The organism is Magnetospirillum sp., assembly GCA_027532905.1.
GTDB lineage: Bacteria > Pseudomonadota > Alphaproteobacteria > CACIAM-22H2 > CACIAM-22H2 > Tagaea.
Genome location: JAPZUA010000001.1, coordinates 443,502 through 465,016 on the forward strand (window position 1 = coordinate 443,502; position 21,515 = coordinate 465,016).

Consider the following 21,515-nt stretch of genomic DNA (forward strand, 5'->3'; position numbering starts at 1 on the left):
CGCAGTCTAGCCGGGCGCAGACGCGCTCGCCAGTTCGGCCTGTGCGGCCTCCCAACCGATCATCGCCAGCTTGCGCGGCCGGCCCCAATGGTAGTGGCTGATCGCACCCGATTTGCGGATCACGCGATGGCACGGCACAAGCCAGGAAATCGGATTGGCGCCGACGGCCGTCCCCACGGCACGGCTCGCGCGCTTCGCACCGATCAGCGAAGCGATGTCGTCGTACGAAACAAGCTGGCCCGGCGGGATCGCGAGCAGCGCTTCCCACACTTTGATTTGCCAGGGCGAGCCGTAGAGGACGAGTTTGAGAGCGTCGTCGCGTTTCTCGGCAAACAAATGGCCCGCGATCTTGGCGACCGCCGCACGGTCTTCGCGATACGTTGCGGCCGGCCAGCGCGCTTGCATGTCGGCGAAGGTGGCGGCCTTTGCGGCCGGTTCGTCGCTCGAGAAGGCGAGCCCGCACAGGCCGCGCGCTGTTGCGAGCACCAAGGCTTCACCGAACGGCGACTGCGCCCAGCCCCAGAAAATCTCGAGCCCGGCGCCGCGCGCTTTGTATTCGCCCGGTGTTACGGCCTCGTGCGCCACGAACAGATCGTGGAGCCGCCCCGGCCCCGACAAGCCGGCGGCAAACGACGCATCGAGCACCGAGCCCGCCTGTGCGAGACATTCCTTGGCGCGGCCCAAGCTCAGATACTGCAGAAACTTCTTCGGGCTCACACCGACCCAGCGCGTGAAAAGGCGCTGGAAATGGAACGGCGACAGCCCGATTTCCGCCGCAACGCGGTCGAGGTCCGGCTGTTCGTCCACATTGGCCGCGAGATAGCCCAAGGCCTTTTCGATGCGCGCATAGTCGCTCATGGACCTGAAGATAAGCACGCGCACGGGCGCGCACCACCCGGAACTTGCGGCATATCTAACCCCGCAACATCGGCACGAGCGAGACCACGAGCAGGGCCGCACAGCTCCAATTGAAGATGCGCACGATCTTGGGATCGCCCAGGAACCGCCGCAGCCACACGCCGAACAAGGCCCAGCTCGACACGGTCGGCAGATTGACGAGGCCGAACACGAGCGCCACCAACGCAACGCTCAACACGAAATCCTCGGGCAGCGTGTAGGCACCAAGTGCGGTCACCGCCATTGCCCAGGCCTTCGGGTTGACCCATTGGAACGCGGCGGCGGCCAGGAACGTCATCGGCCGGCCGACCTCCTTGCCCTCGCCGATGCGGCCCGAATTAGCGATCTTCCAGGCGAGATAGAGCATGTAGGCAAAGCCCGCATATTTGATCGCATCATGCAGCCACGGCAGGGCTTCGAACACAGCGCCGAGTCCTAGCCCCACCAGCACGATCATCAGCATGAAGCCAAGCCCGATGCCAAGCATGTGCGGGATCGTGCGCGCGAAGCCGAAATTCACGCCCGAAGCGAGCAGCATCAGATTGTTGGGTCCCGGCGTCACCGACGTCACGAACGAAAACACCACGAGCGAGGCGAGCGCTTCAAGGCTCAGCATGGTTCAGCGCCCGCTCGCATAGACATTGGGACTGTGGCGCTCCATGTGCTTGCCGGGCTCGGCCAACGGCGCAAAACCAAAACGCGCATAGAGGCTGTGCGCGTCGCTCGTGACGAGGCTCCAGCGCCGAAAGCCCTGCAAGGCGGGATGGCCGAGGATCGTTTCGACCAGAAATTTCGACAGGCCGCGCTTGCGGTGTGCGGCATCGACGAACACGTCGCCCAAATAGCCGAACGTGGCACGATCGGAAATGCAGCGCGCGAACCCGACTTGGCCGCCGTCGGGCGCATAGATGCCGAAACACATCGCGCCGTCAACCGAGCGCTCGAACACCGCACGCGGCAGATCGCGCGCCCAGTAGGATTGGGTCGAAAGCCACATGTGCACATAGTCGCGGTCGAGGCGTGCTGCCTCGTCCGACACGCTGTAGCCGTCCTCGCGCTGCCACACGCTCATAGCGACAGCTCGTAATGCTGCACGCCCGCGATCGGATTGTCGTTGTAGGCGGCGATCGGGCGGAAACCCATGTCGAGATAGAGTGCGATGGCGGCGTTGAGATGCGGCAACGTATCGAGACGCATGGCCGCATAGCCGCTTGCCCGCGCCTCGGCGACGAGGGCCTGCGCCAGCTTGCGCCCAAGCCCGAGACCGCGGGCTGCGTCGCGTACGTAGAGGCGCTTCATTTCGGCAATGCCGGGCCCGAGGGCGCGCAACGCGCCGACACCCATCGGCTGCCCGCCGCGCTCGGCCAAGAAGATGATGCCGCCGGGCCGCGCATAGGCACCCGGCAGTTCGGCCAGTTCGCGCTCGAAATCCTGGAAACACAGCGACACGCCGAGCCCCTGCTGGTATTCGCGGAACAGGGACGCGACAATCGCCATGTCGGCAGCACCTTCGGCAGCGCGCATCCGGACGGCGTCAGACATAGATGCTGCCCTCGAGATAGAGCTTGGCACGGCCCGACATGATCGTGCGCTTCCCCGCATCTTGGCAGAACAGCGTGCCGCCGCGCTTGCTCACCTGGCGGGCGACGAGCTTGGTTTTGCCGAGGCGCTTGGCCCAGTAGGGGACAAGCGTGCAATGCGAGGAGCCGGTGACCGGATCTTCGTCGATGCCGGCAAAGGGGGCAAAAAAGCGCGACACGAAATCGCAGCCTTCTTCGCCGGGTGCGGTCGCGATCGCACGGCCGTATTTCGTGGCGAGCAGCTTTTTCATGTCGGGCTTGAGGGCGCGCACTTCGTCGGCGGTCTCGTAGAGCGCCATGTAGCGGTCGGTCGAAAACGACACGGCGACGGGTGCCCCGCCAAGCGCCTGCGCCACCGCATCGGGGTCGGCGGCCGCTTCGAGCCCGCGCGACGGGAAATCGAGCGCATAGAGCTCGCCGTCGCGCGCGACTTCGAGTGCCCCCGATTTGGTGTGGAAGCGCACATGCGTGCGTGCGGGCTCGAGCTTCGTCATCAGCACGAAGGCGCTTGCGAGCGTGGCGTGGCCGCACAAAGGCACTTCGATTTCCGGCGTGAACCAGCGCAAGCCGAAACCGTCGTCCTGCGGCACGAAAAACGCCGTCTCGGCCAGATTGTTCTCGGCCGCGATGGCGGTCATCGTCGCCTCGGGTAGCCAAGTTTCGAGCGGCACGACGGCCGCAGGGTTGCCCGCAAACAGCCGGTCGGCAAACGCATCGACCTGATAGATCGGCAAACGCATCGTCATTTTCCTTTTTCGAGGTGGCTCTGCATCAATTCGGCAAGGGCCGCGTCGTCGGCATTGCCGCTCGCCGCCAACGCCGCGATCACGTTGGCGCGGTCCGTCGCATTGCGATTCTGCGACAATTTGAACTTGCCTTCGATGCGCGATATCGCGAGCTCGAAGCCGACGATGCCGCCCAGCATCGTGTCGATATAGGCTTTGTCCTGCGCTTCGATGTGCCAGCCCAAACGCTCGTATTGTTTGGCAAGATTGTCGACGAGGCCGTGCAGTGCTGCTTTGTCGGTGATCAGGCGCGGCACGCCGTAGACGTGTGCGGCGGCGTAGTTCCAAGTCGGTACGGATTTGTTCGTGGGCGCATACCAGCTCGGCGATACGTAGCCGTGCGGCCCCTCGAACATCGCGAGCACCTGCCCGCCCGATTTAGCGCACGCCGCCAGATGGTCGGTCTGCGGATTGGGACCGGCCAAATGGCCGATCAGCACGTTGCGCGCGCGATCGAGCTGCATCGGCAGATGCGAGGCGATGAGGCCATCGACCCCGTTGGTGACGAGTTGGCCGAAGCCGTAGCGCTCGACCAGCGCAAGCGTGGCTTCTTCGTGCGGGCTGGCAAAGGGGCCGGGAATATACATCGGGGGTCAGATCCTTTCGGCGGCAAAAGCGACGAACGACGCAAGCACGAGCCCGGCTGCCAACGGCACCAAGGCGCGATAGGCCAAACCGAGCCCGCCCGCAAGCCCGACCAGCGACACCGCAAGCGCCACGCGCGACGGCGACAAGGCCGTGAAGGCTGCCGCGATCGCGGTCTGCAGGCCGGTCCCGCCCAGCGCATCGGCACCCCACAAAGGCAAGGTCAGCGGCAAGGCCATCGCATTGGCCGCAAGGGCCGAGCCCGTCATCGCCCCGCCAAAAGCCGCCAGCATTGGTGCCAGAAGCAATGCGCTCGGACCCGCCGCGTGTTCGGCGACAGTCACCAAAGTTTGCGCAAAGCCGGGCCGCGCCAACATTTCGCCGAAGAGGATGAAGGCGCCGCCCGCGACCAAGGCGCCGCGCGCCGTGACGATCGCGCTGCCGATCGAAGCCGCCACGTTGCGCCCTTGTGCAAGGCATGCCGCGACGGCAACCAGCCCGAGCCAGAAAGCGGCATGGTGGAACGGTGCGAACGGTGCAAGATCGACCGCCGTCGGGATCGCGGCGCGCGTCAACAGGTCGGCGATCGGTGCGACCAGCCGCACGCACACCAAGAGCGGTACGAGCGCGAGATAGGGCCAGAAGCGGCGCCACAAACTCGCATCGATGCGCCCGCCATCGACAAAACCGCGCACCGCAAGCACAGCCCCGATGGCGGCAAGGCCAGCGATGTCGGGCGCGAGAAATTCGCTGGCGGCGCGCAACGTGCCCCAGGTTGCCGCAAGCCACAGCGCATCTTCGAGATATTGCGCGGGCGGGATCTTTTGGTCGCGCGTGAGCCACCAGAACACCGCCAGAAAGGCCGGCAGCAGAAACGCGGTCGATTCCGCCGCCGCAATGCCGAGGTCCAGAGGCGACAGATCGGCGATCGCGGCACTCGCCATCGTGCCGATGGCAAGCGCACCCCACGGCACGAAGCTTTGCGCGAGCATGCCGAGTGCCACCGCGCGCGGACCGCTCCATCCGGCAGCGGCGATAAACGGGAGTGCGAGCATCGTGCCGATGCCGAAACCGACCGCGCATTCGAAAAAGGGACCGAGCAGAAAACACGCGACATAGAGCTTGCGGTGGCGCGTGCGCGCGTCTTGCGTGCCGCTTATCGCCGCTGCTGCAACCGCCGGCGGGCTTGCATCGCGCAAGACCACGCCCGCCACGATTACCAGCGACATCGGCCCGGCGATCCACAAGCTGCGCCACAGGGCATCGGCGGCCGCACCGGTTTTGTCGAACAGGAGAGCTACAGCAAATGCCGTCGCTGCTCCGGCGAGGGCGGCGCGGTGCGGCACACGCGGCCACATCCACGCCGCCGCCGCAAAAGCAGCGATCGGCAAACTTGCCGCCACGCCGGGCGACAACATTGCAGCCTTAGCCCTGCCAGAAGGGCTTGCGCGTTTCGACCCACACGTCGGCGTCGGTAAGACCCATGTCGGCACGCATATGCGGACAAAGCTCGGCCATTTGGGTGCGTTGGCGCGCACGGTCCTGCCACGCGAAGAGATGTTTGACGCACATGAGCAAAACGCGATCGACAGCGCGCACGGCGCCGACAACGACATGGCGCAGCGACAGCGCCGTTTGTTCGATCGGACCAGCCCCGGCGGGGCCGATTTGCATCATTGTACCCATACAAACCTCCTCTTTCGCGCGGATATGTGAGTGAATGTCACCCTCATTGTTCGCCAAGCCACCCTCTCATTGACACAATCTGGGGTCAACGAATACATTGTCACCATAACAAAGCGAGACATCATGACCGATTGGCTCCCCGAAATTGCCACCCGTCGCGGCCCGCGCTATCTCGCGGTGGCCGACCAACTTGCCGCCGACATCTCCAGCGGGCGGCTCAAAGCCGGCGACCGCTTGCCCACGCATCGCGACCTTGCGTGGCGTCTGCATGTGACCGTCGGCACGGTCACGCGCGCCTATGCCGAGGCCGAGCGGCGCGGCCTCATCGCGGGCGAAGTCGGGCGCGGCACCTTCATTCGCGAGCGCATCGGCGACGCGGCCCCGTCGATGCCGATGGCGGCCCCCACAACCGACGATTACGTGGACCTGTCGCGCAATCTGCCGGCCGTATCGGGCCCGGCAAGCCATATGATCGCGCGCCACATGGCCGAGATGGCGCAGGGCGACCTTGCGGGGCTGCTGGGCTACGTCGAAACGCAAGGCCTGCCCGCCCATCGCGAGGCGGGTGCCCAATGGATTTCGCGCCGCGGCCTTGCGGCCAACCCGGCGCGCGTGGCGGTCGTGGCCGGCGCGCAGAACGCGATGATGCTGACGATCGCGGCGATCGCACGGCCCGGCGACGCCGTGCTCGTCGAAGCGCTCACCTTCTACGGCATGAAGTCGATCGCCAATCTGCTCGGGGTCCGGCTGATCGGCATCGAACTCGACGACGAAGGCCTGTTGCCCGACGCCCTCGAAGCCGCCTGCCGCCAGCACGCGCCAAAAGCCATCTACACGGTGCCGACCTTCCAGAATCCGACCACGAGCCTGATGCCGCTCGCGCGGCGCAAGGCGATCGTCGAGATCTGCCGCCGCTACAACGTGGCGATGATCGAGGACGACATCTACGGCTTCCTCGACGAAGGCAACGTGCCGCTTGCGGCCCTCGCCCCCGAGATCGGCATTTTCATCACGTCGTTTTCGAAGAGCGTGGCGCCCGGCTTGCGCCTGGGCTACGTGCTGTCGCCCGAACCGATCGCGATGCGCATTTCCGCCGCGATCCGGGCTTCAACCTACATGACCACTCCGTTGACGGCCGAATTGGGTGCGCGCCTGGTGCGCAGCGGCGATGCGGCCAAGGCCGCTGCCTGGCAGAAGGGGCTCACCGAGCGGCGCCAGAAAATTGCTAGCCGCCTGCTCGCGCGCCAGGAATTCGCGAGCCATCCGGCGGCTTCGCAAATCTGGCTCAAACTGCCCGAGCCGTGGCGACGCGAGGAATTCACCGACGTTGCGCGCAAGCGCGGCGTGGGCGTGGCCCCCGCCAACGCGTTTGCGATCGGCCGCGCACCCGTGCCGCATGCCGTGCGCCTCGCCCTCGCCGCCCCCAGGGCCGACGCCGATCTCGAACGCGCGATCGGCACGATCGTAGAAATTCTGGAAGAACCGCCGATCGGCAGCCTGCGGATGGTTTAAACGGGCGAGTCCGGCACTGTGTGCGCGTGGTTGAGCGGCCCGTGCCCGGCGCCGAAATTGGGGGCGGTTTCGATCGCACGCCGCACATAGGCACGCGCACGCACGACGGCCGCGACAAGATCGAGGCCTTGCGCCAGGCCCACGGCAATGGCCGAGGCGAGCGTGCAGCCGGTCCCGTGCGTCGAGCGCGTTTCGATGCGGGCACTTTCAAAGACCTGCACGCCGTCGTCGGTCGCGAGCACGTCGACCAGGCGATTGCCGTCGAGATGCCCGCCTTTGAGCAGGACGGCGTTGCAGCCGAGCGTGAGCATCGTTTGCGCTGCGTGGCGCATTTCTTCGGCCGTGTGGATCGTGCGGCCCGAGAGCGCTTCGGCCTCCGGCAGGTTCGGCGTGAGGATCGCGGCATGCACGATCAAGCGGCGCTTCAGCGTTTCGACCGCGTCGCGTTTCAGGAGCGCGTGCCCGCCTTTGGCGTACATGACCGGATCGACGACGAGCGGGATGCCGAGCGCGTGCGCATCGAGCACGTCGCACACCGCGTCGATCGTCGCACTGTCGTGCAGCATGCCGGTTTTGATCGCGTCCGCGCCGATATCGGCCAGCACCACGCGCATCTGCTGGGCGATGAAATCGGGCGGGACCGCATGCACGCCGTGCACGCCTTTGGTGTCTTGCGCCGTGAGGGCGGTAATCGCGGTCGCGGCATAGCCCCCCAAAGCCGTCACGGTCTTGATGTCGGCCTGGATGCCGGCACCGCCGCCCGAATCCGAGCCTGCGACGATCAGAACGCGGCCACGCATGCGCGCTATTGCCCCACGCTGGGCGACGCCACGCGGCGGCGGCGCATATAGCCCGGCAAATCGCCGGCAGCTGCCGAATCCGGTGACGGGGCGACGGCGGCACTCGCCTTGGTGCCGCCCGCAAGGGTACCGCCCGCCGCGATCAAGGCTTCGACCACGCGGTCCACGCTCGCTGCCACAAGCGCGTCGCTGCCGGCCTCGGCCATCACGCGCACCAAAGGTTCGGTGCCGGATTTGCGGATCAGCAGGCGTCCGTCTTTGGCAAGAGCCGCTTCGGAGGCCACGATCGCGGCCTTGACCTTCGCGTCGTCGAGCGGAGGGGCCCCCGCAAAACGCACGTTCTTCAGCAATTGCGGATAGGGATCGAACACGTGCGCCACTTCGGATGCGGGCTTGTCCGCCTGCACCAAAGCGGCCAGCACCTGCAATCCTGCGATAAGGCCGTCGCCGGTGGTCGCGTAGTCGGCCAAGATCACATGGCCCGATTGTTCGCCGCCGAGATTGGCATCGAGCTCGCGCATCATCTCGAGCACGTTGCGGTCGCCGACCTTGGCGCGCGCAAGCGCCAGGCCCTCGCCCGCCAGCCAGCGCTCGAGCCCAATGTTCGACATCACGGTCGCAACGACATTGCGCCCGCGCAAGCGGCCCTCGGCCTTCCAACCGCGCGCGATCGCGGCGAGCGTCTGGTCGCCGTCGATCGAGCGGCCTTTTTCGTCGACGAGCTGCACGCGGTCGGCATCGCCGTCGAGTGCGAGGCCGATATGCGCCCCGTGGGCCACGACCGCTTGCTGCAGCAATTCGATGTGCGTGGCGCCGCAGCCGCGATTGATGTTGAGCCCGTCAGGATCGACCGCGATCGGCACGATCTCGGCGCCCAATTCCCACAGCACCGTGGGCGCCACGCGATAGGCGGCCCCGTTGGCGCAATCGACGACGATCTTGAGCCCGTCGAGGCGCAGGCCTTTGGGGAACGTGGCTTTGGCGAATTCGATGTAGCGGCCCGGCCCGTCGTCGAGGCGGCGCACGCGGCCGAGCAGCTCGGGGGCGACATGGCCGTCCAACGTGTCGAGCGAGGCTTCGATTTCGGCTTCCATCTCGTCCGAAATTTTGTAGCCGTCGGCGCCGAACAATTTGATGCCGTTGTCCTGGTGCGGATTGTGCGAGGCCGAAATCATCACGCCCAAATCGGCGCGCAGGCTGCGCGTGAGCATTGCCACGGCCGGCGTGGGCAACGGCTCGAGGATCACCACATCCATGCCGATCGAAACGAACCCGGCCGTGAGTGCGGGCTGGAACAGGTAGCCGGAGAGGCGCGTATCCTTGCCGATCACCACGCGATGGCGGTGATTGCCCTGGCGCAGCAATTTGCCCGCCGCCATCGCGACTTTGGTCGCGATTTCCGCCGTCATCGGCCAGCGATTGGCCTGGCCGCGAATCCCATCTGTGCCGAAAAGCTTTGCCATGCCCCGCTTATAGGCGTTGGCGGATAGGCGGTAAAGTCATGTTGATTTGCGCGCATTTGCGACTGCCCGCCAAACACTTAGCGCCTGGCGGGTGGCGGCCACGTCGTGCACACGCAAAATGTCCGCCCCGCCGGCCACAGCGGCCAAGGCGGCGGCAAGCGAACCCGGCAGACGCTCCTTTGGCCGTTCGGCCTTCGACAAAGCGCCGATGAAGGCCTTGCGACTCGCCCCGATCAGCACCGCCACGCCCAACGCGCGCAATGTCGGAACATTGGCGAGTATCTCGGCATTGTGCGCGACACTCTTGCCGAAGCCGATGCCGGGATCGACGCACAGCATCACAGGCGCGATGCCGGCCGCACGGCACACGGCAAGGCGCTGGGCCAGATACGCCGCGATTTCGGCAGGCGCATCGTCGTAGCTCGGGTTGGCCTGCATCGTCTGTGGCTCGCCCTGCATGTGCATGAGCACCACGCCCACACGGCGCTGTGCAACAAGTTCGAGCGACGCCGGATCGCCCGAGAGTGCCGTCACGTCGTTGACGATCGCAGCGCCCGCATCGAGTGCGGCTGCCATGGTGGCGGCGTTGCGCGTATCGATCGAAACGACAGCGCCCGCTTTGGCGAGCGCTGCGATCACGGGTACGACGCGCCGCTGCTCCTCGTCTGGCGGCACCATCGCAGCCCCGGGCCGCGTCGACTCGCCGCCGATATCGAGGATGTCCGCCCCCTCGGCGTGGAGAGCAAGCCCGTGCGCGATGGCGGCCTCTGTATCGAAAAAATCGCCGCCGTCGGAAAACGAGTCCGGTGTCGCGTTGACGATGCCCATGACCAAGGGCGCGTCGAAGGTAAATCTTTCGAACCTGCGCATGGCTCTGGAATAGCGCAAATCGGTCCGGCGTTGTCGGGAAAATCGCAGCGCTTTTTCGCGAAAGGTGCCGATATGCGGATCCGCTTGGCGCTCGTGTGCATGATGGCGCTGCTGCTGCAAGCTTGCCTCCCGGCGGGCGGCAGCGTGTGGGCGGTCGATGCGGGCTACGGTACGCGCGGGCCTGTCTACGGCCCCTATCCCTACCCCAGCTACGCCGTGCCTTACGGCTACTACCCCTATAGCCGCTTCGAGCCGTCGCCGTTCTGGGGCACGCGACCGGTCTTTCCCTACGGCCACCCGCGTCGCTGTGTCCGCGACCGCTGGGGCCGCATCTGGTGCTAGGCCCTTAAGGCAGGCGCAGCGTGAATTCGCCGCGCGCAAGCTCGCGGCCGTTCACGAGCAGGGCCAACGCATGCAGGCCCGCATGGTAGCGGCGCGTGGTGATGGCGCGGATCGCGTGGCGCTTCTCGAGGCGGCAGCTTTCGCCCGGCCCCAATTCGCGCACCGCGAGCTTGAACACTTTGGCCGTGGTGCCGCCATTGGCCTTGCGATGATGCACGGCGTAGTCGATCGACAATCGCACGCGGCGGCTTCCGGCGTTGCGCAAGGTGGCCGCAAAAATCACCGCCTCGCCGAGCGCGATCTTTTTGGGCGACAGCGCAAAATCCGTCGCGGCAAGCTGCGCACCGCCTTCGAAGCCGAGCAGCTTGAGGGCATCGCCGTTGCCGGCCTTCACGAGCGTGCGCAAACCGTGGCGTACCACCTCGTGCGCTTCGTGTGCTTTGAGCCACGCGGCTGCGGCGGCGACGGCTTTGGCCGGATGGTCCTTGGCAATGTCGTTGAGATTGTTGGCAACCGACCGGCGCACAATCGGATGCGGATCGACGACGAGGTGCGCGATCACGCCAAGTACCGGTGCCGGATCGGCCGCAAAATGCGGCAGCCGCATCGCCCACGGCAGGCGCGGGCGAATGCCTTCACTTGCAAGCCTGCGCACGCGCCAATCGCGGTCGCGGGCCCAGGATTTGACATGCGTGAGCGCATGCTTCGGATCCGCCAATAGATAGGGACGCACGTCGAATTCGGCCGAGAAAAAGCAGGTGAGCTGTGCCAGCGCTTGCAGCGACAATTCCGGCGCTTCGAGCCCATGGCGGCCGACAAAATTGAGAAACGGCATATAGCGAAACCCGCCCATCCCGCCATCGGCATCAGCCGACGGCGGCGTGCCGGCGGCTTTGCGCACGAGGGCAAGCTGCTGCGGATAACGGCCCGGCAACGCGTCGCGAATGCCGTCGGCAATGCGGGCCGCGCGCGCTTTGAGTTCGAGGGCTGGCAGGTCGGCCGCGACGACCTGCGAAAAATTCTTGGCGTCGAAAGACGGACAAACGGCCGCCAATTTCCCTGCCAGGAAATCGACGGCCGCTCGGTCGAACATGTCTTTGAGCGAAGCGGACATCGGCGGATCGTAAGCCGCCGCGCGAAGAAAAATCTAGGGGGCAAGCCCCAGATCGGCGCCGAGCGTGTTCTTGGCGGGTTTACCGTCTTTAAGGATGAGCGGCATATGCGCCCCCTCGTTCTGCAGCACTTTGAGGTCCGAAAGCGGATCGCCTTCGACGACGAGAAGATCGGCGTAAGCGCCGGGTGCGACGACGCCAAGCTTGCCGACCATGCGCAGCACTTCGGCGCCGATCAGGGTCGCACTGCGCAGAATCTCGGCGGGCTTTTGCACTTCCGCGCGCACCAGGAATTCCTCGGGCTGGTGGATCTTCGGCGAATAGGCGAGGTCGGTTCCGTAGGCGATCTTGACGCCCGCCTTCATCGCGATCTCGAGCGAGCGCGTGCCGGCGGACAGCACTTCCGTATTCTTGACGAGCGTTTCTTCCGTGAATCCGATCGCTTTGCCGTTCGCACCGTCGACGCGGTAGGTGACGAGCGTGGGCACGAGAAACGCGTCGCGTTGCGCCATCGCTTTGGCGGAATCATCGTCGAGGAAATTGCCGTGCTCGATCGTGCGGATGCCGAGCTCGACCGAGCGCTTGATGCCGCGCGCCGTGTAGACATGCGCCATGCAGTAGGTGTTCTGGCGTGCTGCCTCGTCGACGATGGCGAGCAGCTCTTCGTCGGAATACTGCAGATGCGAAATCGAATCGGACGGCGAAGAAACACCGCCGCCGGCCATGACCTTGATGTGGTCGGCCCCCATGCGCAGCTCGTCGCGCACGGCCTTGCGCACTTCCGGCACGCCGTCCGCAACACGTGCAAGCGACGCGTTCGCCTCGCCGCACGCACAGCCGTATTCCGACGACCAGCGCTTGTCGCCGTGCCCGCCTGTCTGGCTGATGGCGCGGCCCGCCACGAACAGGCGCGGCCCGATCGCGATGGCGGCTTCGACGGCCTTGCGGTAGCCCGCATCGGCACCGCCTGCGTCGCGCGCCGTCGTGAATCCGCGCCGCAGCATCTCCGACAGCCATTTGACGCCGCGCGCGGCGACGAACGAGCCGTGCAGCTTGGGCTGGTTCAGCACGGCACCGGGTGCGATATGCACGTGGCAGTCGATGAGGCCCGGCATCAATGTGCGCCCACCCAAATCGACGACCGAAGCGCCGCCTGGGTCGATGCGCCCCGTCTCGACGGCGGCGATCTTGTTGTCGCGCACGAGCACTTGCACGCCGCTGCGCAGCACCCCCGCCGCCACATCCAGAAACGCCAGATTCGTAAACAGAACATTCGCCATGGCCGTCACCCCCCTATTCGGTTGCCGTCCGTCTTCGCGAAAAAATGCACATGCGCGTCTGCGATCTCGAAGCGGACCTTTTCGCCGACGCGCACCGCGACATCGGGGCGCGTGCGCACCGCGATCTCGTCGGTCCCGGCGGTCAGCAGCACGAGCGTTTCGTGGCCGAGCGCTTCGATGACGGAGACTTCCGCTTGCGCCGTTCCCTGCCCCAGCAGCACATGCTCGGAGCGGAATCCCACCTCCACCGCCATGCCGACGGCGGCCCCGCGCAAGCTCGGGACGGGAATCGCGGGCAGAAGCTTGCTGCGGAATTCGAGCCCGGAGGCCCCGTTCGCAAAAACGCCTTCGACGAAATTCATGGTCGGCGTGCCGACGAAACCGGCCACGAAGCGGTTGGCGGGCCGGCTGTAGATCGTGGCCGGCGTGTCGATCTGCTGCAGACGGCCCTTGTACATGACCGCGATGCGCGTCGACATCGTCATGGCTTCGAGCTGATCGTGCGTGACGTAGACCATCGTCTTGCCGAGGCGCGAATGCAGGCGCACGAGTTCGGCGCGCATCGTGGCGCGCAGCTGCGCGTCGAGATTGGACAAAGGCTCGTCGAACAGGAACACGGCCGGATCGCGGATCATGGCCCGGCCGAGCGCAACGCGCTGCTGCTGGCCGCCCGACAATTGGCGCGGGCGCCGATCGAGCAGTTCTTCGATCTGCAGCATCTTGGCGGTGGTCGCGACCATGGTCTGGCGCTGGTCGCGCGGCACGCCGCGCTTCTTGAGAGGATATTCGAGATTGCCGTGCACATTGAGATGCGGATAGAGCGCGTAGTTCTGGAACACCATCGCGACGTTGCGCTGGCCGGGGGCGAGCTGGTCGATGCGCTTTTCGTTGAAGCGGATCTCGCCCGACGTCAGCGTCTCGAGGCCCGCAATCATGCGCAAGGTCGTCGTCTTGCCGCAGCCCGACGGGCCCAGCAGCGTCAGGAACTCGCCCTTGGCGATGACGAGATCGAGGTTTTCGACCGCGTACACGTCCGCACCGAATTTCTTCTGCACACCCTTGAGAACAATCTCGGTCACAAAACCCTATCCTTTGACGGCGCCGGCGCCGAAGCCCTGCACCACGTAGCGCTGGAGAAACAGGAAGACGAGCAGCAGCGGCACGCTCATCATCGTCGCCGCCGCCATGACCATGCCCCACTCGATGGCGTAGCCGTTCACGAGCGTGCCCATGATGCCGGTCGGCAGCGTGCGCGTGCGGTCGTCGTTGATCATCACGAGCGAGTAGAGATACTCGTTCCAGCAGATCAGAAACGAAAACACGCCGGTCGTGACGATGCCGGGCAAAGCCTGCGGCAGCACCACGTCGACGAAGGCGCGCAGCCTCGAAGCGCCGTCGATGAGGGCGGCGGCTTCGATCTCGGGCGGGATGCCCGCGAAAAAAGCGCGCATCAGCCACAAAGCGAACGGCAGCGTGAGGCTCGTATAGGCGACGATGAGGCCCGAAAGGCTGTTGGCAAGGCCGAGGCCCGCGATCATCAGATAGATCGGAATCAGCACGGCGGTCGTCGGCAGCATGTAGCAGAGGAGAAGTGCGCGTGCCACGACGTGGCGGCCCATCAGCTTGAACGACACCATCGCATGCGCCCCGAGCGTCGCCACGACGAGCACGAACAGGGTCGTGACGGTGGCCACGATCAGGCTGTTGGTGGCGTAGGTCGTGAACTTCGTCTGCTCCAGAACGTCGACGAAGTTCTGCAGGGTCGGCGCGTGCGGAAAGAACGTCGGCGGTTTGGCGAACAATTCGGTCGGCCGCTTGAACGCCGTGCCGAGCATCCACAGCAGCGGAAACGTAACGGCCAGCACCAATACCCAAGTGAAGGACGTCGCAGCGTATCCGAGCAAGCGCATCGGCAGCGATCTCATCGGATTTCCTCCGACGCCGGCGCATTGCGCACCGAACGCAGATAGGCGGCGATCAGCACCAGCATGCAGAGCATCATGATAACCGCGATCGCGAGCGCCTTGCCCATTTTGAAGAGCTCGAACGCTTCCTTGTAAACAAGCAGCGGCAATGTGGTGGTGCCGATCACCGGGCCGCCGCCGGTCATCAGGAAGATGAGGTCGAATTCGCGGAAATCCCAGATCGCGCGCAGCAGTATGATGACCGACAGAACGTTGGCGATCTGCGGCATCGTCACGTCCCAGAACTGCGACCAGCGCGACGCCCCGTCCACTTCGGCCGCTTCGTAGAGCTGCTGCGGAATGGATTGCAGCCGTGCGAGCACGGCGATCACCACGAACGGAAACACGCGCCAGCTGCCCACGACGATGACCGTGACCATCGCGTTGGGCATCGAGCTCAGCCAATCCACGCGTTTGAGCCCCATGCCGATCCACGCGTAGTTCACGATGCCGTGGATGTCGTCGAGCATCCAGCGCCAGACGAGGGCCGCGACCAGGACCGGCATCAGATACGGGAACAGGATCAGCGAACGCGCGATGCCGCGCCCAATGAAAGTGCGGTTCAGCAGCAGCGCCACCACCACGCCGCCGCCGATCTGCAGGAACAGCGAACCCGCCAGCCAGACAAAGTTGTTGGCAAAGGCGCGCCAGAACATGTCGTCTTCGAAGATGTCGGTGTAGTTCTCGATGCCGACATAGATAATGCGCCGCGTCAGCGGATGCATGTCGTAGAAGCTGAGCAGCACCGCCTGGATGAGAGGCCATCCAAGCAGGCCGCCCAGCAGCAAGAGCGACGGCGCCAGCAGCGCGTAGCCAAGGGCTTGGTCGCGCCGCGTGGAGGGCAGCAAGGCCGCCTAGCCCCGCATCAGGCGTGCGATGCGGTCCTGGCCCCACGCGGCAGCACGCCGCGGCGCTTCGCCTTCGATGACCACGCGCTGGATCGTCTCGGCGAAGATGCCGCTGCTCTGGATTTCGCCGGCTTTGACGATCAGCGGGCTCTTGTCGTCGGGCTTGGCAGTCGCGTGCGCCTTTGCGAGCGTGTCGATCGTGACGTCGAGCTCCTTGCGGTACTTCACGAGCAGCGGATGGCTCAGATACTCGGGCGACGCCAGCACCGATTTCAGCATCGGGATCTGGTGGCCCGGTGTCGCGTTGATGAATTCGATGTAGGTGTCGAGCTTGAAATTCCAGGCCGCGAAGAGTTTGGCGGCGGCGGCGTTCTTCGCTGCCTTGGGCACGATCAGCGATTCGAACGCACCCGACCACCAGGGCCGGTCGAGGCTGCGCAGTGGGAAGGGCACGCACGAGATGTGGTCCGCGATCGCCGGGTTCTCGTTGTTGACGTTGACGATGGCGCGGCCCGTGTACATGCACGTCGCCGACGTGCCCTGGACATACGCGTTCAGCACGTCCGAAAAATCGTAGCGGTTGACGCCCGGCGGCATGAAGGGATGCATCTCCTTCAGGAACTCGAGTACCGCCACGGTCGCGTCGGAATTGAAGACGACCGAATTGTCGGGCGCGATGATGCGCCCGCCCGCCTGGTACACGAGCGTCCAGGTGATGCTGTTGGTCATCGCGGTTTTGCCGTACGGCATGGACGCGCCGTATTTGTCGCCCTTGGTGAGCCTGCGCGCGACGTTGACGAGCTGATCCCAGGTCTGCGGCGGGGCCAACCCCGCTTCGCCGAGCAGATCCTTGCGGTACCAGAGGAGCGACACGCAGTTGTTCGAAGCGGGTACGGCGAAATAGGAGCCCTTGTCCTTGAACAGATTCTGGGCAGCCGGCTCGATATCCGCCTCGCCGAGGGCGCGCACGACGTCGTCGACCGGCTGCAGCAGCCCCTGGCCGTACAGCGACACGGCGTTCTCGGAGGTGATCTGCATCACGAGATCGGGCACGTCGCCGCCCGCATAGGCGGCGGCAAGCTTGGGCCACAGATCGGTCTGCGAGACCGGCAGCACTTCGACCTTGATGTTGCGATTGACAGCCTCGAAGCCCTTGACCATGGCTTCGTAGGCTTTCATCTGCAGCGGTGCGCGCTGCAGCGTCATGGCGCGCAGCGTGACGGGCGCCTGGGCTTCGGCTTCGGGGATGCGCCCGGCAAGCGACAGGGCAGCGGCAGCCCCCGCGGCCTTCAAGAGGGACCGGCGGTTGGGCGAAGCGATATCTTTTGCAGGCATCGGCGCTCTCCATTTCCCAGAGGATCGACAGAGACGGCACGCCATTCGGCGCACCGGTCGGCACCTTTTGCAAGGCGATACTGTGGAATGTTGAGCAAAAAATGTGCCGGACCCGGCCCTGCCCCCCGCGTCAGCGGGCGCAAGACCTTGTCCGGCACCTAATACAATTCAATAAACCTGCGGAAACGACGCGCTCAAGCGCCCGGCTGCGGCTGCGGATCGAAGCCGCCGGCCGGCTTGGGACCGCCCGAGGACGGCACCGAGCCGCGCCGCCCGCCGGGCTTGGTCGAGGGCGGCGGATCGTCGGCGGTCGGGCGCACGATGGGCTCGCCGCGCAACAGCGCGTTGACCTCGTCGCCCGACAGCGTCTCGAACTCGAGCAGCGCTTTGGCGAGCTTGTGCAGATCGTCCATGCGGCTGCCGAGCAGTTCGCGCGCGCGCACTTCGGCCGTTTCGATGATGCGGCGCACTTCCGAATCGATCGTCTCGGCCGTGGCTTCGGACATGTTCTGCGTCTGCGTGACCGAATGGCCCAGGAACACTTCCTGCTCGTTGGCCGAGTAACGCACGCGGCCGAGTTTTTCGGACATGCCGAATTCGGTCACCATGCGCTTGGCCATGTTGGTGGCCATCTGGATGTCGCCCGACGCACCGGTCGTGACGTTTTCGGCCCCGAAGATAAGTTCTTCGGCCGTGCGCCCGCCGAACGCCATCACGAGCTTGGCTTCGATCTCGCGCTTGGACGTGGAGAGCTTGTCGCGCTCGGGCAGCATCATGGTGAGGCCCAAAGCGCGGCCGCGCGGAATGATCGTGACCTTGTGCAACGGATCGTTGCCGGGCACCCAGATCGACAAGAGTGCATGCCCCGCCTCGTGATAGGCGGTCAGCTCCTTTTCCTTCTCGGTCATGACCATCGAGCGCCGCTCGGTGCCCATCATGACCTTGTCCTTGGCGTCTTCGAGCTCGGCCATCGTGACCACGCGCTTGCCGCGACGGGCCGCGAGCAGCGCAGCTTCGTTGATGAGGTTGGCGAGATCCGCCCCTGAGAAGCCCGGCGTGCCGCGCGCGATGACCTTGGCGTCCACGTCCGGCGCCATCGGCACTTTGCGCAAGTGCACGCGCAGGATCTTTTCGCGACCCAGCACGTCCGGATTCGGCACCACGACCTGGCGGTCGAAGCGACCCGGACGCAGCAAGGCCGGATCGAGCACGTCGGGCCGGTTGGTGGCCGCGATCAGGATCACGCCCTCGTTTGCTTCGAAACCGTCCATTTCGACGAGCAGCTGGTTGAGCGTCTGCTCGCGCTCGTCGTTGCCGCCGCCGAGGCCGGCACCGCGATGGCGGCCGACCGCGTCGATTTCGTCGATGAAGATCAAGCAGGGTGCGTTTTTCTTGCCCTGCTCGAACATGTCGCGCACGCGGCTTGCGCCCACGCCGACGAACATTTCGACGAAGTCGGAGCCCGAGATGGTGAAAAACGGCACATTGGCTTCGCCCGCGATCGCGCGCGCCAGCAGCGTCTTGCCGGTACCCGGCGGGCCCACAAGCAGCACGCCCTTCGGGATCTTGCCGCCGAGACGCTGGAACTTCTGCGGATCGCGCAGGAACTCGACGATCTCCTCGAGCTCGCCCTTGGCTTCGTCGATGCCCGCAACGTCGTCGAACGTCACGCGGCCGACTTTTTCGGTGAGCAGGCGCGCCTTCGATTTGCCGAAGCCCATCGCACGGCCGCCGCCGCCCTGCATCTGGCGCATGAAGAAGACCCAGAGCCCGATCATGACCAGGAACGGCGCCCACGACACGAGGATCTGCAGCAACGGATGCATCGGCTCTTCGAGCGGTGCGGCCGAGAACGACACGGTGTTTTTCTGCAGGCGCTCGACGAGCGTGGGATCGTTGGGCGCGTAGGTCACGAAGCTGCGCCCGTCGGGCTGCAGATGGCCGCGCACCTGCGGGCCCGAGATCGTGACGTCGCGCACCTGCTGGCGATCGACGAGGTTGAGGAATTCCGAATACTGGATCTGAGTCGCCCCGCCGCGCGGGCTCGAGCCCTGGAACAGATTGAACAGCGCCACCAGCAGCAAGCCGATGATGACCCAGAGTGCGAGATTCTTGCCGAGATTGTTCAACTTTTTGCCCCTTCGAGAGGTCGCTGGGGCCCCGGTCTGCCCAGGCCGCCCGCTACGAAAGCAGGGCCGCATAAAGCGTGCCGAGGCCAGAAACGAACAGCCACGGTATCAAGCCGATGGCCCTCGCGTCCATAAGAGAGGTGGGGGACGGCAAGCACCCCGTCAAGGTCTCGGAGCGCCGGCAGGCAACTGCGCGCGGCTGCAGGCACCGATTTTGCGGCTGCTGCGCGTAGTTTGCGCGGCAATTGCGCCCAGCCATGCGCGCCAAGAGCACCGATCTCAAGTCCTGCTGCAGTGCACGCAGCAGAAAATCGCCCGTCCCAGAATACCGTCTTCCCCGGTTCGAGCGGCAGCGATGCTTGGCACGCACGCGGTTCGCGCGCAACCAGCAAGCGTCCGTCGGGCTCGATGCGCAGACGACAATGGCCAAGCGTGCGCCCGCTTCTTCCCGGAGCCGCCGTTGCAAGTTCCTCCCACACGGCGGCAAGTGCCGCGGGTGCGGGCGCGTAATCGTCGCCGCCGATGCACAGGATCGCGCGCGCCAACACGGCTTGCGTAAGCGCGGCATCGGCTTCGCGCAGCGCCGCACGGTCGAGCCACACGAAGCCGCCCGGTGCGACCGCCGCGGACCGTGCCGCCAAGCGCGCAAGATCGCGTTCGTGCTGCAAGCGCGTGCGGCTCGCAGCGTCGGAAAATTCGGGAAGCGATCCCGCCAGACGCAACCGCGCGCGCGTATAGCGCGGATCGCGGTTGGTCGGATCTTCGAGCCACGCGAGCCCGCGCGCCCGGCACAGCGCCAGCAGATATTCGTGCGCGCAACCAAGCAGGGGGCGCAAGATCCGCACGCCACGATCGGCGACGATCGCCGACATGCCGGCAAGCCCAAGCGGTCCCGATTTGCGCGCCGCCCGCATCGCGACCGTCTCGCGCTGGTCGTCGGCATGGTGGGCGAGCAGCAGATGGATCGCCCCCAAACGCCGACACGCTGCGACCAGCAGATCGCGCCGTGCGGCACGGGCGGCCTGCGGCACGCCGTGCGCGGGCTTGGGCCCGGTCCACACAAGCGCTTCGAACGCGAGCCCGAGGGCAGCCGCGCGCGCGGCCAATTCCTGCGCCTGTGCGGCCGATTCCGTACGCAAGCCGTGGTCGACATGCAAGGCGACCACGCGCCCGCCGTGGGCGCGCGCAAAGCGGTCGGCAAGGCTCAGAAGGGCCGTGGAATCGCCGCCGCCGGACCAGCCGATTGCGAGCAAGGGGGCTGCTTCGAACGGCCCCAGGGCCGCGAGGGCCGCGTCGAACGAAGTTTGGTCGAGCGTGGCGCCTAGCTGCACTGCAAGCGCGTGCGCTCGCGCGTGGCGGCAATCTTGATCGATTGCGTGGCGTTGGGATAGCGCCGGTCGAGCTCGCCCAACGTGCCGCACGCATCCTGCTTGCGGTTGAGCTGGCCCAGCGACTGCCCGAGCCGCAGCAGCGCATCGGGTGCCTTGGCGTTCTGCGGGAAGCGGCGGAATTGCTCGGCGAAAGCGCCGGCGGCGTTCGTCCAGTCGCGCCGCGCATAGAAGGTTTCGCCAAGCCAATACTGCGCATCGCCCGCGAGGCGATGGCTGCCGTTTGCCGTCACGAAGCTGCGCAGCGCCTGCTCGGCACCGCCGAAATCGCCGCGATCCTGCACCGCCTGCTGATAGAGGCCATAGGCGAATTCGTACTGCGTTTCTGGCGGCCCCGATGGCAACTGCACGGCCGCAGCGGCAGGTGCTGCCGCCGCCTGTGCCGGTTGCGGGGCCGCGGCGGGCGAGCCGGGGGTCAGCACAATGCGCTGCTGGCCCGGTGCGACGGCAGGAGCGGCGGGTGAAGCTGCGGGGGCTTGGGCGGCGGCGGGCGAAGCGGGTGCGGCCGCACCGGGCTGCTCGAGCTTGTTCAGGCGGAAATCGACGTCGCCGACGAGCTTGTCGAGACGTTGCGTCGCCTGCGCCACGCGATTCAGAGCTTCTTCGAGGCGGCCGGTCAGATCGCGCATCTGGCCTTCGAGGGCCGAGATCCGCACTTCCGTCTGCTCGACGAAGCCCGAGGAAGGCTGCACGCCGGTGTTGGGCGACATCACGGGCGGGGAATTGGCGGCCGGAACGCCGCCTGTGGTGCCGCGCGCGAGATTGCGCTGCATCACGTCCATGTCGCGCTGCAGGCGATCCATGCGCTCGATCAGCGCGCGCGTGTCCTGGCCCGATTGGGCGTGGAGGGAAGGTGCGGGTGCTGTCAGCAGGGCGACGGCAAGGGCCGCACCCAGGAAGCGGAAGCTCAACATGCGCAAGTCCCCGGAGTCGTGACGA

At 65.9% G+C, this 21,515-nt stretch carries 21 protein-coding genes and 1 pseudogene; 2 read left to right on the plus strand and 20 right to left on the minus strand.

Annotated features, from left to right (window positions below):
* Positions 1-6: 6 nt before the first annotated feature.
* From O9320_02125 to O9320_02160, 8 genes are read right to left on the minus strand one after another with little or no spacing between them, the layout of a single operon-like run.
* A complete protein-coding gene (locus O9320_02125) occupies positions 7-858 on the minus strand; it encodes a methylated-DNA--[protein]-cysteine S-methyltransferase (GenBank protein ID MCZ8309621.1) in 852 nt (283 codons plus the stop codon).
* 55 nt (positions 859-913) lie between these two features.
* Positions 914-1,513: a LysE family translocator gene (locus O9320_02130; GenBank protein ID MCZ8309622.1), complete on the minus strand. Its 600-nt coding sequence runs from the start codon at positions 1,511-1,513 to the stop codon at positions 914-916.
* A gap of 3 nt (positions 1,514-1,516) precedes the next feature.
* The gene (locus O9320_02135; protein MCZ8309623.1) at positions 1,517-1,969 is read right to left on the minus strand and encodes a GNAT family N-acetyltransferase; all 453 of its coding nucleotides are present in this window, start codon (positions 1,967-1,969) and stop codon (positions 1,517-1,519) included.
* Positions 1,966-2,439: a GNAT family N-acetyltransferase gene (locus O9320_02140; protein ID MCZ8309624.1), complete on the minus strand. Its 474-nt coding sequence runs from the start codon at positions 2,437-2,439 to the stop codon at positions 1,966-1,968. The genes O9320_02135 and O9320_02140 overlap by 4 nt, the downstream gene beginning before the upstream one ends.
* On the minus strand, positions 2,432-3,217 hold the full coding sequence (locus tag O9320_02145; GenBank protein ID MCZ8309625.1) for a PhzF family phenazine biosynthesis protein: 786 nt from the start codon (positions 3,215-3,217) through the stop codon (positions 2,432-2,434). Before O9320_02145 ends, O9320_02140 begins: the two co-directional genes overlap by 8 nt.
* 2 nt (positions 3,218-3,219) lie before the next feature.
* A complete protein-coding gene (locus O9320_02150) occupies positions 3,220-3,849 on the minus strand; it encodes an FMN-binding negative transcriptional regulator (protein MCZ8309626.1) in 630 nt (209 codons plus the stop codon).
* A gap of 6 nt (positions 3,850-3,855) precedes the next feature.
* Positions 3,856-5,265: a hypothetical protein gene (locus O9320_02155; GenBank protein ID MCZ8309627.1), complete on the minus strand. Its 1,410-nt coding sequence runs from the start codon at positions 5,263-5,265 to the stop codon at positions 3,856-3,858.
* Between the two features lie 7 nt (positions 5,266-5,272).
* On the minus strand, positions 5,273-5,533 hold the full coding sequence (locus O9320_02160; GenBank protein MCZ8309628.1) for a hypothetical protein: 261 nt from the start codon (positions 5,531-5,533) through the stop codon (positions 5,273-5,275).
* A 123-nt stretch (positions 5,534-5,656) separates the two neighbouring features.
* Between O9320_02160 and O9320_02165 the strand changes: the two genes are divergently transcribed.
* Positions 5,657-7,045 carry a PLP-dependent aminotransferase family protein gene (locus tag O9320_02165; GenBank protein MCZ8309629.1) on the plus strand — a complete coding sequence of 463 codons (1,389 nt, stop codon included), beginning with the start codon at positions 5,657-5,659 and terminating at the stop codon, positions 7,043-7,045.
* On the opposite strand, the gene thiD is transcribed toward O9320_02165, so the two are convergent.
* The 3 genes and pseudogenes from thiD to folP form a co-directional block, all read right to left on the minus strand.
* Entirely contained in the window at positions 7,042-7,845 is an 804-nt protein-coding gene (gene thiD / locus O9320_02170) for a bifunctional hydroxymethylpyrimidine kinase/phosphomethylpyrimidine kinase (GenBank protein MCZ8309630.1), read from the minus strand. The two genes, O9320_02165 and thiD, sit on opposite strands and share 4 nt — an antisense overlap.
* A gap of 143 nt (positions 7,846-7,988) precedes the next feature.
* Positions 7,989-9,308 (minus strand): annotated as a pseudogene (gene glmM, locus O9320_02175) (phosphoglucosamine mutase).
* A 36-nt stretch (positions 9,309-9,344) separates the two neighbouring features.
* Positions 9,345-10,178 (minus strand): dihydropteroate synthase, encoded by an 834-nt coding sequence (gene folP, locus O9320_02180; protein MCZ8309631.1) that lies wholly within the window; start codon positions 10,176-10,178, stop codon positions 9,345-9,347.
* 72 nt (positions 10,179-10,250) lie between these two features.
* On the opposite strand from folP, the gene O9320_02185 reads away from it, so the two are divergent.
* Positions 10,251-10,520, plus strand: a complete 270-nt coding sequence (locus tag O9320_02185; protein ID MCZ8309632.1) for a hypothetical protein — start codon at positions 10,251-10,253, stop codon at positions 10,518-10,520.
* Positions 10,521-10,524: 4 nt separating this feature from the next.
* Here the strand turns inward: O9320_02185 and O9320_02190 are convergent, their stop codons facing one another.
* From O9320_02190 to ybgF, 9 genes are all read right to left on the minus strand, one after another.
* Positions 10,525-11,634: a DNA alkylation repair protein gene (locus tag O9320_02190; protein MCZ8309633.1), complete on the minus strand. Its 1,110-nt coding sequence runs from the start codon at positions 11,632-11,634 to the stop codon at positions 10,525-10,527.
* 33 nt (positions 11,635-11,667) lie between these two features.
* A complete protein-coding gene (locus O9320_02195) occupies positions 11,668-12,912 on the minus strand; it encodes an amidohydrolase family protein (protein ID MCZ8309634.1) in 1,245 nt (414 codons plus the stop codon).
* Between the two features lie 5 nt (positions 12,913-12,917).
* On the minus strand, positions 12,918-13,991 hold the full coding sequence (gene ugpC, locus O9320_02200) for a sn-glycerol-3-phosphate ABC transporter ATP-binding protein UgpC (GenBank protein ID MCZ8309635.1): 1,074 nt from the start codon (positions 13,989-13,991) through the stop codon (positions 12,918-12,920).
* Positions 13,992-13,997: 6 nt separating this feature from the next.
* Positions 13,998-14,837 (minus strand): carbohydrate ABC transporter permease, encoded by an 840-nt coding sequence (locus tag O9320_02205; GenBank protein ID MCZ8309636.1) that lies wholly within the window; start codon positions 14,835-14,837, stop codon positions 13,998-14,000.
* Positions 14,834-15,724 carry a sugar ABC transporter permease gene (locus O9320_02210; protein ID MCZ8309637.1) on the minus strand — a complete coding sequence of 297 codons (891 nt, stop codon included), beginning with the start codon at positions 15,722-15,724 and terminating at the stop codon, positions 14,834-14,836. The genes O9320_02205 and O9320_02210 overlap by 4 nt, the downstream gene beginning before the upstream one ends.
* 6 nt (positions 15,725-15,730) lie before the next feature.
* Positions 15,731-17,059, minus strand: coding sequence for an extracellular solute-binding protein (locus tag O9320_02215; GenBank protein MCZ8309638.1), 1,329 nt, complete (start codon positions 17,057-17,059; stop codon positions 15,731-15,733).
* Between the two features lie 194 nt (positions 17,060-17,253).
* A complete protein-coding gene (gene ftsH, locus O9320_02220; protein ID MCZ8309639.1) occupies positions 17,254-19,188 on the minus strand; it encodes an ATP-dependent zinc metalloprotease FtsH in 1,935 nt (644 codons plus the stop codon).
* Positions 19,185-20,519 carry a tRNA lysidine(34) synthetase TilS gene (gene tilS / locus O9320_02225; protein ID MCZ8309640.1) on the minus strand — a complete coding sequence of 445 codons (1,335 nt, stop codon included), beginning with the start codon at positions 20,517-20,519 and terminating at the stop codon, positions 19,185-19,187. The genes ftsH and tilS overlap by 4 nt, the downstream gene beginning before the upstream one ends.
* The gene (gene ybgF / locus O9320_02230; protein MCZ8309641.1) at positions 20,510-21,490 is read right to left on the minus strand and encodes a tol-pal system protein YbgF; all 981 of its coding nucleotides are present in this window, start codon (positions 21,488-21,490) and stop codon (positions 20,510-20,512) included. Before ybgF ends, tilS begins: the two co-directional genes overlap by 10 nt.
* Positions 21,491-21,515: the final 25 nt, after the last annotated feature.